At 69.1% G+C, this 13,427-nt stretch carries 9 protein-coding genes; all 9 read left to right on the top strand.

The window, feature by feature from the left end; all coding sequences use genetic code 11:
- Window positions 1-85 precede the first annotated feature (85 nt).
- Window positions 86-1,447 (top strand): ABC transporter substrate-binding protein, encoded by a 1,362-nt coding sequence (locus tag ACLBXX_RS14975; protein WP_447658670.1) that lies wholly within the window; start codon window positions 86-88, stop codon window positions 1,445-1,447.
- A gap of 78 nt (window positions 1,448-1,525) precedes the next feature.
- Window positions 1,526-2,560 carry a carbohydrate ABC transporter permease gene (locus ACLBXX_RS14970; RefSeq protein WP_447658669.1) on the top strand — a complete coding sequence of 345 codons (1,035 nt, stop codon included), beginning with the start codon at window positions 1,526-1,528 and terminating at the stop codon, window positions 2,558-2,560.
- Complete coding sequence (locus ACLBXX_RS14965) at window positions 2,557-3,447, top strand: carbohydrate ABC transporter permease (RefSeq protein WP_447658668.1); 891 nt, start codon at window positions 2,557-2,559, stop codon at window positions 3,445-3,447. Before ACLBXX_RS14970 ends, ACLBXX_RS14965 begins: the two co-directional genes overlap by 4 nt.
- Window positions 3,444-4,181 carry a hypothetical protein gene (locus ACLBXX_RS14960; RefSeq protein WP_447658667.1) on the top strand — a complete coding sequence of 246 codons (738 nt, stop codon included), beginning with the start codon at window positions 3,444-3,446 and terminating at the stop codon, window positions 4,179-4,181. Before ACLBXX_RS14965 ends, ACLBXX_RS14960 begins: the two co-directional genes overlap by 4 nt.
- On the top strand, window positions 4,178-6,301 hold the full coding sequence (locus ACLBXX_RS14955; RefSeq protein ID WP_447658666.1) for a glycoside hydrolase family 36 protein: 2,124 nt from the start codon (window positions 4,178-4,180) through the stop codon (window positions 6,299-6,301). The genes ACLBXX_RS14960 and ACLBXX_RS14955 overlap by 4 nt, the downstream gene beginning before the upstream one ends.
- Complete coding sequence (locus tag ACLBXX_RS14950) at window positions 6,294-7,193, top strand: family 43 glycosylhydrolase (protein ID WP_447658665.1); 900 nt, start codon at window positions 6,294-6,296, stop codon at window positions 7,191-7,193. Before ACLBXX_RS14955 ends, ACLBXX_RS14950 begins: the two co-directional genes overlap by 8 nt.
- Window positions 7,190-8,188, top strand: a complete 999-nt coding sequence (locus ACLBXX_RS14945; protein WP_447658664.1) for a hydroxyacid dehydrogenase — start codon at window positions 7,190-7,192, stop codon at window positions 8,186-8,188. Before ACLBXX_RS14950 ends, ACLBXX_RS14945 begins: the two co-directional genes overlap by 4 nt.
- Window positions 8,189-8,214: 26 nt before the next feature.
- Window positions 8,215-9,795: a family 43 glycosylhydrolase gene (locus ACLBXX_RS14940; protein WP_447658663.1), complete on the top strand. Its 1,581-nt coding sequence runs from the start codon at window positions 8,215-8,217 to the stop codon at window positions 9,793-9,795.
- Window positions 9,796-9,913: 118 nt separating this feature from the next.
- On the top strand, window positions 9,914-13,402 hold the full coding sequence (locus ACLBXX_RS14935) for a hypothetical protein (protein ID WP_447658662.1): 3,489 nt from the start codon (window positions 9,914-9,916) through the stop codon (window positions 13,400-13,402).
- Window positions 13,403-13,427 lie beyond the last annotated feature (25 nt).

Below are 13,427 nucleotides of genomic sequence, written 5' to 3'. Positions count from 1 at the left end.
GTTCCTGAAAGAGTGGCAAACGTTGTCCACTTTGGGGTACTCTCTCGATGACGGAATCGTTCCGGCACGAATCAAGGGAGATCACATGCACGACGCAACGACGCGGGCAGGGGCGCAGCGGCGCCGTTCTGCCTGGCTCGCGGGCGCAGCGGGTGTCGCCGTCGCGGCTCTCGCGCTCACCGGCTGCACCAGCTCGGGAGGCGACGGCGATGACGCCGGTGCCGCCCCGAAGACCACCATCCGCTTCCTCTACGCAACGGGCGACGAGACCTGGAACTCGGTCGTCGACGCGGTCGTCGAGGCCTTCAACGAGCAGAGCGAGACCACGACCGTTCAGCTCGACCCGCTCCCTGCGGGAAGCGACTACGCGACGGCGCTGAAGACGATGGATGCCACGGGCAACTGGCCGGCCGTCGTCGATATGCGCGACACCCTCACGTACATCAATGCCGGCAAGCTCGCGCCGATCCCCGAGTCGGTCACCGAGCTCATCGAGCCGGAGGCGGTCGGCTCGGCCGAAGACGGGAACGTCTACACCGTGCCGTACAGCGCTCTCAACGGTGAGATCGGCCTGAACATCGTCTACAACAAGGACTACTTCGAGGAGAACGACCTCGAAGTCCCTGAGACTTACGACGACTTCACCGACCTTCTCGCCGACATCAAGGCCAACGGTGACGAGCCGCTTGCCACCGCGGCGGCCGAGGTCTGGCCCAGCGACCAGCTGTGGAAGCAGCTCGCCTCGCCGTACTTCGCCGAGTGGGGCGACGAGGGCGGGTTCTGGACGGCCGCCCAGAACGGCGACGCCACGATCGAGGACCTGCGCGAGCCGCTGCAGGAGCTCCTCGACATCACGAACGAGTACGTCCTCGAGGGCTGGCAGTCCACCGCGGACGCGCAGACCACGACGCTGCTGGTGAACGACATGGCCGTCATGGCGACCTCGTCCGCCGGCATCGGGCGGCTGAACGACATCCACAAGGTCGATCCCGACTTCAACGCAGGCCTGTTCATCGTCCCGGGTGAGGACGGCTCGATCAACGTGCTGAAGAACGCCGTCAACGGCGACACCGCCGGCGGCCTGGCCATCTCGTCGCAGGCGGCGGAGGACGACGACGTGTACGCATCGGCGACCGAGTTCCTCGAGTTCTTCTACCAGGTCGATACCGCCAACCTCATGGAGGCGAACGGCTGGCTTGCGCCGAACATCGTCGCGGCCGACGCGATCGAGCGGAACACCTCGATCCCCGGCGCCGACGACTACTTCGCCTTGCTCGAGAGCCCGAACCTCGTCTGGTACGAGAACGTCTCCGACCTGTCGACGTTCAGCGCCTTCAACACCTTCTTCCGCCAGGCGCGGATCGAGATGCAAGACGGGCAGTCGTCGATCGACGACACCATCGCCAAGGTGCAGGCCGAGTTCGACAAGACGGTCGCCGCAGGCTGATCCACACCGGATGTCGCGGTGCCCGGGTTCCGCCCGGGTTCCGCCCGGGCACCGCGACAAGGAGCCGAGGAGGTCTCCATGACAGATCAAAGTGCATCGCAGGGGCAGACCCAGGTCGTGGGCGCCGCCGTGCGCCTCAGCGGCGGAGGTCCGCTCGACGGCGCGCCGGATGGTGCCCCCGACGACGTGTCGTTCGTGCCGGTCGGGCCCGAACGCGAGCAGCGCCGCACGCGGCGGTTCCGCTCGGCGCGGTGGGTCATGCTGGGCTTCGTCGCTCCGGCACTGATCGTCTACCTGTTGATGGTGATCGTGCCGTCGATCCAGTCCCTCCAGCTGAGCTTCACGAACTGGGACGGCATCAGCCCCGACTACGACTACATCGGCACCCGCAACTACGAAGAGATCCTGACGAGCGGACGGTTCTGGAACGCGGTCAAGAACACGCTGATCCTGGGCCTCGGCTCGGCTGTCATCATCAACGCGATCTCGCTCGGCGTCGCGCTCATGCTCGACAAAGTCGGTCGCTGGCAGGGCTTCTTCCGCACCGCCGTCTATCTGCCGGCGCTGGTGAGCGGCTTCATCCTCGCGACCGTGTGGAAGTACCTCCTCAACTTCAACTTTGGCGCGGTGAACACGTTCCTGCGCGACGCCGGCTTCCCTGAGTGGGCCCGCGACTGGCTGGGCGACAGCTCGATCGTGGTGGGCGTCATCCTCTTCATCACGTGCTTCACGCTCGGCGGCAACACGACGCTCATCTACCTCGCGAATCTGCAGTCCGTGCCGCAGGAGCTCACCGAAGCAGCACGCATCGACGGGGCCAACAGCCGCCAGGTGTTCCGGCACGTCACGTGGCCGATGCTCGCAGGAGCCGTCACGGTCAACATGACGCTCGCGATGATCGCGGGCTGGACCATCTTCGATCAGGTCATGGTCCTCACCGCCGGCGGACCCGGGTTCGTCAGCGAGACCATGGCGTTCTTCATCTACAAGGTCGGATTCGGCGAGTACCGCGCCGGCTTTGGCAGTGCGGCCGCCATCGTGCTGTTCCTCGTGGTGATCGTCAGCACCGTCGCGGCGAACGCGTACATGCGCAAGAGGGAGATCCAGGCATGAGCACCGAGACCGAACTGCTCGTCGCCCCGGAGCGCACGTCGCGCCGGGCGCGGCCCAAGCCCAAGAAGCTCACTGCGGGCCAGGTCGTCGTCATGGCCGTGCTCGCGGTGCTGGTGCTGATCGTGGCGAGCCCCGTGATCTACGCGGTCCTGAACTCCTTCCGGTCGTACGCCGAGATCACGGTGGACCCGATGGGTCTGCCCACCCAGTTCACCCTCGACAACTACGTCCAGCTGTTCCAGCAGACGGACTACGGCGAGGCGCTGCTCAACACGCTCACCATCACCGTCACCACCGTCGTGCTTCTGGTGGCGATCGTGCCCATGGCCGCCTACGGGATCGAACGGATCGGCGGACGCACCTCGCGATTCCTCTACATCCTGTTCATCGCCGGTCTGATGATCCCTTTCCAGGTACGCATGATCCCGCTCGTGAAGGGCTTCGACGAGGTCGGGCTGTACAGCACGCTCACGAGCGTCATCCTGGTCCACCTCGGCGGGGCTGCGAGCTTCGGCATCCTGCTGTACTGCAGCTTCATCAAGGGCATCCCGATCGAGGTGGAGGAGGCGGCGCACGTCGACGGCGCCGGGCGCCTCCGGACGTTCTGGTCGATCGTGTTCCCGATGCTGCTCCCGGTGACCTCGGCGTTCGTGATCATTCAGGCACTCGGTCTGTGGAACGACTTCTTCATCCCGCTGGTGTTCCTCGACTCGTCGTCGGCGGGCACGATCAACGTCGCCATCAACCGGATGGTGGGCCTGCTCACGTCGCAGTGGCAGCTGATCTACACCGGCGCGATCCTCGCCATCATCCCCTCGGTCGCGATCTTCGCGGCGTTCCAGCGCTACTTCGTCAAGGGCATGTCGGTGGGGGCGGTGAAGGGATGACCGTGTCGAACACGTCGTCCCGCACAGCCGGCGTCGGCCCGCGGATGCGCGCGATCCTCGCGCTCGACGGCCCCCTCGCCGGGACTGTCCTCGCGATCTTCCAGTACTTCGTGGTCTCGGTGTCGTTCCTCGGGTGCCTCAGCCCAGCGCTCGCGTTCACGGCGCTGGTCGGCTGGCAGTCGACGCATCTGGCGATCTGGCTGGGAGCTGCCTCCCTCCTGCCTCTCGTGCCCGCGATGTACGCCCTGCTGCGGAGCACGCGACGCTTGCTCGCCGAGCGTGGCGAGGCGCGGGCCGGCGGTGTGTTCTGGAGATCGTTCGCGAGCGGATGCCGCTCCTTGGCGTGGGCCGCGATTGCAGCGAGCGCGGTGGTGCTTCTGCTCGCATACGACTTCGCGCTGTTCGGCGGGTCCGATGCGATGCTGCTGTTCGTCGCAGCCGCCGGCGCGGCATCCCTCGCCTTCTTCATCGCGGTGGCGGTGCTCGCTGCCGCGGCGAAAGACGAATACGGCGCTGTCGCGCTGGCGACCGCGGCGGCGAAGGTCATCGCCCGGCGGCCGCACATCGTCCTCAGCGGGCTGCTGCTGACCGGCCTCGGCGTCGCGGCGCTCGCGCTGCCGATGGTCGGGCCGCCGCTCGCGCTTTTCCTTCCTGCGCTCCTGGGCGTCAGCATCCACATCTGCAACGACGCCCTGCGTCTTCCCCTGATCGACGAGACGAGAAACACTCTGTGACTGACGCCGCTTCCTCCACTATCGCCTCGACCCTCACCGCGGAACGGGAATCCGCGCCCGCCGGCTTCCGCTCCCGGGTCGGCGCGTTCGAGCTGCGCTGGTCGGCCGACGCACCGGCTTCGCTCAGCGTCCCGTCGTCGACGCATGCGGGCCGTCCGGGGGTTGGGCTCGTCCAGGTGTTCACCGCCGTCGAGCAGCGCGCCCGGACGAGCCAGGCGTACTGGCGATCGGCGCTGGGTGACCGTCTGCGTGTGCAGGGCTCGGACGTCACGACCGTCGCGGGGGCGTCGCGCGCCGTCGTCGTGCAGACGGATGCGGTCAGCGGGATCGAGATTCGCACGACGGTCACCGCCCCGATGGGCGCGAGCGCCGTCCGCGTCGAGCACGAGGTGCGCAACGGCGGGCGCGACACGGTCGTGCTGACCGCGGTGTCGTCGGCGACGATCGGCTTCGGCCGCTCGCAGGATGACCTCGACGACGTCATATGGGGCGCGGCGGCGAGCGAATGGCTTGCCGAGAATCGCTGGAGCGAGACGTCGCTGCGGACGCTGCTTCCCGACATCGCGCTGCCGTTCCACGGACAGGATGCGCGCGGCCATGCGGCGATCACCAGCCACGGTGCCTGGTCCAGCGGCGAGCATGTGCCGTGCGGATACCTCACTCGCGGAGACGGTGAGGCGCTGGCGTGGCAGATCGAGACGAGCGCCGGATGGCACGCAGATCTCAGCCAGACGCGCGACGGGGGAGTGCTGTCGCTGCTCGGCCCGACGGACCTGGAGCACCAGTTCGCACACGAGCTCCTGCCGGGCGAGACATTCACCGTCGTGCCCGTCGCGATCGCCGCATCGACCGCCGCGCGCGACGGCGCGATCGGGGAGTTGACCCGCTACCGGCGATGGCTGCGCGGCCCGGCGCGGGACCAGGCCCTCCCGATCGTCTACAACGACTTCATGAACACTCTCATGGGGCAGCCGACGACCGAGCAGCTCCTGCCGCTCATCCGGCGCGCGGCTGACGCGGGCGTCGAGGTCTTCTGCATCGACGCCGGCTGGTTCGCCGACCCCGCCATCGGCGACTGGTGGTCGACGGTCGGCGAGTGGCGCGAGGCGTCGACCCGGTTCGCCGACGGGGGCCTGCGGCGCGTGATCGACGAGATCCACGCGCTCGGTATGGAGGCAGGACTCTGGCTCGAGCCGGAGGTGGTCGGTGTCGACAGCCCGGCCGCGGCGCAGCTGCCCGACGAGGCGTTCTTCCAGCGGTTCGGTCGGCGGGTCCAGGAGGATCGCCGCTTCCACCTCGACTTCCGGCATCCGTCCGCTCGTGGCCATCTCGACGCGACCGTCGATCACCTCGTCACCGAGTACGGCATCAGCTACCTCAAGCTGGACTACAACATCAATCCCGGCGCCGGGACCGACCACCACGCCACGACCGCGGGCGACGGCCTGCTCGCGCATACCCGTGCGTTCCGCGACTGGCTCGAGCGGGTGCAGCAACGGCACCCCTCGCTGCGCCTCGAGAACTGCAGCTCGGGGGCGATGCGCGCCGACTACGCGCTGCTCGCGGTGACCCACCTGCAGTCGACGAGCGATCAGCAGGACTTCCGCCTCTACCCGCCGGTGGCGGCGTCCGCGCCGGTGTCGATCCTTCCCGAGCAGTGCGGCAACTGGGCGTACCCTGCACGTGGCATGAGCGACGAGGAGACGGTGTTCACGCTCGTCAGCGGACTGAGCGGGCGGCTGTATCTGTCGGGATTCCTCGACGATCTGCGGCCCGCGCAGAGGGCGCGCATCACCGAGGCGGTGGCGCTGCACAAAGGACTCCGCGAGCAGCTGGCCGACGCAGAGCCGTTCTGGCCACTGGGTCTGCCCGAGTGGGACGCGGCGACCGTATGCCTCGGGCTGCATACGACGGACGGTGACCTGCTGTTCGTCTGGGATCGGGATTCTGCGCCGGCCGCCTTCGAGCTGCCCGGCGTGGAGGGCGCGGTCGAGGTGCTCTTCCCCGCCGCCGACTCGGGGAACGGTCGGGAATGGCGGCTGCAGTCCGTCGACGGAGGCCTTTCGGTGGCGACGACGGCGGGGCTCGGCGCCCGCGTTCTGCGGGTGCGCCGTGGCTGACCGCGCGGTGATCCGGCCGGGCCGGACGTTCACCGACGAGCGTGGACGCACCGCGCAACTGCACGGTATCGGGCTGCAGCGCATCGGCGACCGCTGGTTCGCGTGGGGTGAGGACAAGACGGCCGGCGACCGGTTCATGGCGGTCGCGTGCTACTCCTCAGCCGACCTCACCACGTGGGTATTCGAGGGCGACGCACTCGCCGTGGGCACCGGCGACATCGGCGCGGACCGCATCGTCGAGCGCCCGAAGGTGCTGCAGCGGCCCGACGGGCGGTGGGTGATGTTCCTGCACGTCGACACGGGCGACTACGCCTACGCCCGAGTGGGGTATGCGATCGCCGACCGACCGGAGGGGCCGTACGAGTACGTCCGCAGCGAGCGGCCCCTCGGCAACCTGAGCCGCGACATCGGCGTGTTCCACGAAGACGGCGTCGGCTACCTGCTGTCGGAAGACCGCGATCACGGCCTTCACATCTACCGCCTGCGCGACGACATGCTCGGCGTCGACAGCATCGTGGCGACCCTGCGACAGCAGGCGAATCCCGCGATCGGCTACGAGTCGCCGACGCTCGTGCGCCACGACGGCCGCTACTGGCTCTTCGGTTCCGACCTCACCGGGTGGAGCATGAACGACAACGTGTACACGAGCGCAGCGAGCCTGTCGGGACCGTGGGACAACTGGCGCCCGATCGCGCCTCGTGGGACGAACACCTTCGAGTCCCAGGTGAGCGTCGTCGCGCCCGTCGGCAAGGGGTTCGTCTACATCGGCGATCGCTGGACGCCCGACGACCTCGCCGAGTCTGCCGCTGTCTGGCTCCCACTCCGCATCGACGACGGACATGTGCGCCTCGAGTGGCGCGACGCCTGGAGCATCGAGGAGCTCGGAGCATGAGGGCCGCGCTGTTGATGGACCCCGCAATGGTGCCGTTCGTCTTCGGCGAGCACGAGACGCGGCGCCTGGCCGACATCCTCGCCATCGAGATGACGGATGCCGTCACTTCCCTCGACGACCTTCACGACCCTGACCGCATCGAGCTGCTCCTCACCGGCTGGGGCGTCGTGCGGCTGGGCGCGGAGCAGCTCGACACGCTCCCGGCACTGCGCGCCATCGTGCACTGGGGCGGCGGGATCGGGTTCCTGGACGAGGCCGCGTCGGCGCGCGGTATCCGTGTCTCCACCGCCCGTGCTGCCAACGCGATCCCCGTGGCGGAGTTCACGCAGGCGATGATCACGCTCGCCGCCAAGGACACGTTCTGGCTCTCGCGCCGCTACGCCGCCGAGCAGCGGTTCATCGCCCGTGAGGTCGCCGCGCCGCGGGCGGGCCTGTATCGCACTACGGTCGGGATCGTCGGCGCTTCGGCGATCGGAACGCTCGTCATCGAGAAACTCGCCGCGAGCGATGTGACGGTGCTGCTGTACGACCCGTACGCCACGCCGGCGACGGCAGCGGCGCTCGGCGTCGAGATCGTCGGCGATCTCGCCGAGCTCGCGCGGCGCAGCGACCTCCTCTCGATCCACGCCCCTGAGATTCCTGCGACCATCGGGATGATCTCGCGCGATGTGCTGGCGGCCCTGCGTGACGGCGCCACGGTGATCAACACCGCGCGGGGCGCGCTCGTCGACCAGGACGCGCTCGTCGTCGAGCTGCAGGCGGGCCGGCTGCGCGCGGTGCTCGACGTGACCGAGCCTGATGTGCTCGAGTCTGGGCACCCGCTGTACTCGCTCCCCAACGTGTTCCTCACGCCGCATCTGGCCGGCTCGATGGGCGTCGAGCTGCGACGTCTCGGCGAGGCGGCCACCGCCGAGGTCGAGCGGTTCGTCGCGGGGGAGCCGTTCGCCCACCCCGCACCGCCGGTCGCGCCGTCGCCGCCCGCACCCCCGTCCTGAGTCGTTTCGCCGAGGAGCACCCGGTCATGGCCGTGATCCACAACCCTGTCCTGCGGGGCTTCAACCCCGACCCGTCGATCCTGCGCGTGGGCGACGACTACTACATCGCGACGAGCACGTTCGAGTTCCACCCAGCCGTCCGCCTGCATCACTCGACCGACCTCGCCACTTGGTCAACCATCGGCCACGCGCTCGACGAGGGGTTCGACCTGCGGGGTATCCCGGACTCCGGGGGAGTCTGGGCACCGAGCCTGTCGTACGCCGACGGGCAGTTCTGGCTCGCCTACTCGATCGTCCGGACGATGGACGGCGACGACAAAGACATCGACAACTACCTCGTGACCGCCGATGCCGTAGCGGGTCCGTGGAGTGAGCCGGTCCATCTCGGCTCACGAGGCTTCGACTTCTCGTTCTTCCACGACCCCGACGGCACTCATTGGATCGTCGGGGTGCAATGGGACCAGCGCCCTGAGCACCCGTCGTTCTCGGGGCTCGTCGTCGAGCAGTACCTGCCCGACGAGCGCCGCACGACCGGCGACGCTGCCGTGATCCACCGCGAAGACGGGCTCGTCGAGGGACCCAACCTCTACCGCGTCGGCGACTGGTATTACCTCCTCATCGCAGCGGGCGGCACTGGCTGGAACCACGGCATCACGCTCGCACGCTCGCGCGACCTGCTCGGGCCGTATGAGCGCGATCCACGCGAGGCCGTGCTGACGGCGCGAGATGCGCCGGGGCATCCGCTACAGAAGGCCGGCCACGGTGAACTCGTGCAGGCTCCGGAGGGCGACTGGCTGCTCGTGCATCTGGCAAGCCGCCCCACGCTCCACCTCGGCGAGCGGTACAGCACGCTCGGGCGCGAGACGTGCATGCAACGCGTCGAGTTCGACGCCGAGGGCTGGCTGCGACTCTCCGACGGCGGGCATCACCCGGTGGTGGAGGTGGTGCTCGGCTTCCCGCCGGGGGACGGATTGGATAGCTCTCCCTGCGCCCGCGAGTGGATCGACGAGTTCGACGGGTCGGCGCTCGACTCGCGACGCTGGTCCACGGTGCGCGCCCCGCTGCCGCCCGCCGTGGCGGAGCTCGCGGTGCGCCCCGGCTGGTTGAGGTTGCATGGCGGCCACTCCACCGCATCCGTGTTCGATCAATCCATGATCCTCACCCGCGTCGAGGAGCACCGCGCCGAGTTCGAGGTGGTGTTCGACGCCGAGCCCCGCTCGCCGCGGGAGGCCGCCGGGCCGATCGCCTGGTACGACAGGTCGGGCTGGATCTGGCTGCAGATCACGCATGACCGTGAGAACGGCCGCCACTTGCGCGTCGTGCGGCGCGACGGCTCGACGACGACGCGATCGGCTGCGGTCGCGGTGCCGGACGGCCCGCTGCGGCTGCGGACCGTGCTGGACGGGCCGGAAATCCGATTCGCCTGGGCCGGTGTCGGACAGGAGTGGTCGGCCGTTCCCGGCGCTTATCCGGCGTGGACGCTATCGGACGACCATGGCCCGCGCCTGCGGTTCACAGGACTCTTCGTCGGCATGCGGGCCGACGACCTCGACGGGCGCGGCTGGACCGCTGACATCGCGTCAGCGCGCCTGCGCTTCACGCCGTGAACCGATCCTGATCAGGAGTTGACGCGATCCCCGTCAGTGTGACATTCGTTAAGTGGCAAACGCTATCCACCCATCCCGTGCCGTTCTCGAAGACGGCGCAGACACAGAAGAGAGATCGATGAAGATCGCAAGACGACGTCGTTTCCACCAGGTGGTCGGGGCCTTCACCGCAGGGCTGCTCGTGCTCGGCGGTTCCCTCGTGGCCGCTCAGCCGGCAGTCGCCCAGGAGGCGCCACCACCACCCGAGATCGTACGCACCGTCAGCGACGCAGGGTTCTCACACCCGGGCCTCGGCTTCACGGCGGACCACCTCGAGAACATGCGCACGCAGGTGCTCGCCGGGGCCGACCCGTGGGCGAGCTACTACGAGGCGATGACGCAGACCAAGTACGCGGCGCGCGAGTTCCGGGCGGAGAACGCGCAGCCCGGCACCGACACCCCGAAGAACGACGCGTACGCGAGCGCGGGCATGCGCTCCAGCGCGCTGCGCGACAGCCTGGGGGCTATGGCCCAGGCGCTCGAGTACGTGGTGACCGGCGACGAGCAGTACCGGGCCAACGCGCTTCACGTGCTGCGCACCTGGAGCAGCCTCGACCCGGCCAAGTACGCGTATTTCGCCGACGCCCACATCCACACCGGTGTGCCGCTCTACTACATGCTGATCGCGGCGGAGGTGCTGCGTGGCACCGCGCCGGTCAACGATTCGCGCGACGGGTACGACCTGCGCTGGACCACCCAGGACCAGCAGCGCATCGAAGACAACCTCGTCCACCCGGTGCTCGACACGTTCCTCTACTCGCCGAACCGGCTGTGGAACCAGCACCTGTACGGCGTGATCGGCATGGTCGCTGCGGCGATCTTCCTCGATGACGCCGATCTGTACGCCGAGCGCGTCGAGTGGTTCACGGTCAACGCCGGCTACGAGAGCGAGCACGACCTGTACGGCGGCAACGTCAACGGGGCGCTCGCCTCGATCTTCCGGGAGATCCCCGCAGACGCAGCCGGCAACACCACGGGGCGGTCCTTCGTCCAGCACATGGAGATGCTGCGCGACCAGGCCCACGGTCAGGGCGACGTGGACCTGCTCGTCGCCCTCGCGCGCCTCGTCGACAACCAGGGCACGACGCTCGACCCCGTGGCAGGCACCGTCTCGGACGCGTCGGATGCGGTCTCGCCGTACCGGTTCCTCGACAACCGGATCCTCGCGGGTGCCGACACGTTCGACGCCTTCATGATGGGCGAAGAGGTGCCGTACATCCCGGCGAACCAAGGCGGCGCGATCTCGCAGGCGTATCGCGGCCGACTGCAGGACCCGCTCAGTGAGGCGTACCTGCAGTATCGCTACGTCGCCGGCGTCGATGTCGAGGCCGAGGCGCCTCACGTCGCCGAACTCTACGAGCACCGGGACGGACCGCTGTACTACTACGGCTCGGGTGTCCAGAACTTCTGGAACGACCGTGGCTCGGACTATACCGGCGCCGAGTACTGGGTGGCGTTCCCTCCGCAGCTCGCCGAGGTGGAGGGCGCGGCCGCGCCGCTCGCACCGAGCGCGGAGCTGTCGGTGGGCACCTTCGGCAAGCCGCTGGGAGCGGGTGCGCACGCCTACGCGGATGCCGACGGCACCGCCTTCGTGCGGCTCGACGCCGCCGCAGCCGACGCCCAGGTGGCCGTTCGGCGCGCGGTGTGGTCGGATCGCAGCAAGACCGCTCTCGTCGGGATTCGGGTGCGCAGCGATAGCGTGGCACGCCTCGAACTCGCACGCACGGGCGCCGAGGGGCCGTTCGCCGAGGTGGTCGTCCCCGATACCGGCGGGCAGTGGCGCTACGTGTGGGTCGATCTGCACCTCGACAAGACGCCTGGCGCCGTCGGCGACAACATCGTCTTCGTCACAGCGACCGGCGGCGACGCTTCGGTCGATGTCGCGGGTGTGCTCGCGCAGGCGAACGGCGTGCTGACCCCGCCGGTGTTCGAGGACGCTCCGGCGGTCGACGCCATGGCGGTGGCAGGCGAGCCATGGACGCGCTCCTTCGTCACGACCGACGCGTCCGGAGGCGCGACCCGCATCGAGCTGCAGAACGCCCCGGCGGGTGCGTCGATCTCGGGGAACACGGCCAGCTGGACGCCTGCGCGCTCGGGGAACGCGCAGCTGGTGCTCGTCGCGTCCGACGACGCGGCGGTCACGGCCCTTCCGGTGGCGGTGACCGTCGCCCCGAATCGCTCCTCGGCGATCGGCAAGCTGCTCGACCGCATCGAGGGAACACGCGAGCTCTACACCGCCGCATCCTGGCAGCGCGTGGAAGAGCTGCACGCGAAGGCGAAGAAGGTGCGCAAGACCGCGGACTCGCCGACCTTCGCCGCCCTGCTTCAGCAGCTGGGGGACGCGGTCGACGGGCTCGAGGTGCTCAGCCCGCGTCTCGCGGACGGCACGCTCGACTTCTCGGCCATCGTCGCCGCACCAGGGCTCACATCGGCGCAGCTGCGTGCGCTCGTCGACGGCGACAACCAGACGTCCTGGGGCGACCAGCGCGTGGCGGGGATCGTCTTCGACTTCGGTCCGGGCTTCCGCGTCACGTCGTCGGCGTTCGGATTCCAGGCGCGCGACACGTTCCCCAACCGGGCAGAGGGCACGAACGTGTACGGCTCCGACGACGGCGCGACCTGGGCGCTGCTCACCGAGCGTCCCAATGCCGGAGAGGATGCCGCGATCGAATGGATCCCCGTGCGCGCGGACATGCGCGACCAGCGGTTCCGGTTCCTCAAGTTCCAGGTCGACGAGCCGGGCGTGCCGTCCGACCCCGCGTACCCGGGTATCTGGAGCGTCGCCGACATCCGGATCGACGGTGTTCGCAGCGAGGCGACCGGTGCCATGGACACCGTCTCGCTCGGGTCCCCGGACGGCATCGCCGGCCGAGTCGTGCCCGGCGATCGCGTCGAGGTGCGGATGACGGGGCCGGCGGGCAACACCGACGTGGCGGTCACCGTGCTGGGCGAACCGGCCGAGGTGACGCCGCCTGAGGCGGGCGAATGGGTGGCGACGGCGGTGATCCCCTCGAGCGCACCGGTCGGCGGATCGGTCACGTTCGACATCCGCTTCACCACCCCCGACGGCGGGTCGGCGGATGCGATCGCGGCGACGTCGGACGGGTCAAAGCTCTTCCTGTCGAGCGACGCCGGGCTCGTGGACGACGCGTTCCGCGCCGCGCGGGTGCTTCGCCCGGACGGCGTGGTCGACTCCGCGTGGACCCAGTACACCGCGAAGATGTTCGACGGCGACGCGGCGACGCACTCCGACACTCGTCTGAACTCCGGCACGTACGGCAACGTGTGGGATCTGGGAGCCGACAAGCGCGTCGCGCTCACGGGCGCCGAGATCCTCGTGCGGCAGGACGGGTATGGCACGTCCCGCATCGCGGACATGCGATTGGAAGGCTCGAACGACCTCCAGTCGTGGACCCGCCTCACGCCGGCGGCGCCCGCGAAGACGCTCGAATGGCAGCGGTGGGCGGTGCAGGGCAACACCGGGTACCGCTACGTTCGCATCGTCAACGGCCAGATCCTCGGCGTCGCCGAACTGCACCTCTTCGGGAGCGTGAGCCCCGCGCAGTGAGCCATCGACGGGTGGGGGCCGCGTC

The sequence above is a fragment of the Microbacterium sp. C23T genome, from assembly GCF_053345975.1.
This window is presented reverse-complemented; position numbering and strand designations above follow the sequence as displayed.

What these genes read in the sequence shown, in the direction of transcription:
- ACLBXX_RS14975 (WP_447658670.1), top strand. Translation starts at nt 86, where the DNA reads ATGCACGACGCAACGACGCGGGCAGGGGCGCAGCGGCGCCGTTCTGCC.
- ACLBXX_RS14970 (WP_447658669.1), top strand. Translation starts at nt 1,526, where the DNA reads ATGACAGATCAAAGTGCATCGCAGGGGCAGACCCAGGTCGTGGGCGCC.
- ACLBXX_RS14965 (WP_447658668.1), top strand. Translation starts at nt 2,557, where the DNA reads ATGAGCACCGAGACCGAACTGCTCGTCGCCCCGGAGCGCACGTCGCGC.
- ACLBXX_RS14960 (WP_447658667.1), top strand. Translation starts at nt 3,444, where the DNA reads ATGACCGTGTCGAACACGTCGTCCCGCACAGCCGGCGTCGGCCCGCGG.
- ACLBXX_RS14945 (WP_447658664.1), top strand. Translation starts at nt 7,190, where the DNA reads ATGAGGGCCGCGCTGTTGATGGACCCCGCAATGGTGCCGTTCGTCTTC.
- ACLBXX_RS14940 (WP_447658663.1), top strand. Translation starts at nt 8,215, where the DNA reads ATGGCCGTGATCCACAACCCTGTCCTGCGGGGCTTCAACCCCGACCCG.
- ACLBXX_RS14935 (WP_447658662.1), top strand. Translation starts at nt 9,914, where the DNA reads ATGAAGATCGCAAGACGACGTCGTTTCCACCAGGTGGTCGGGGCCTTC.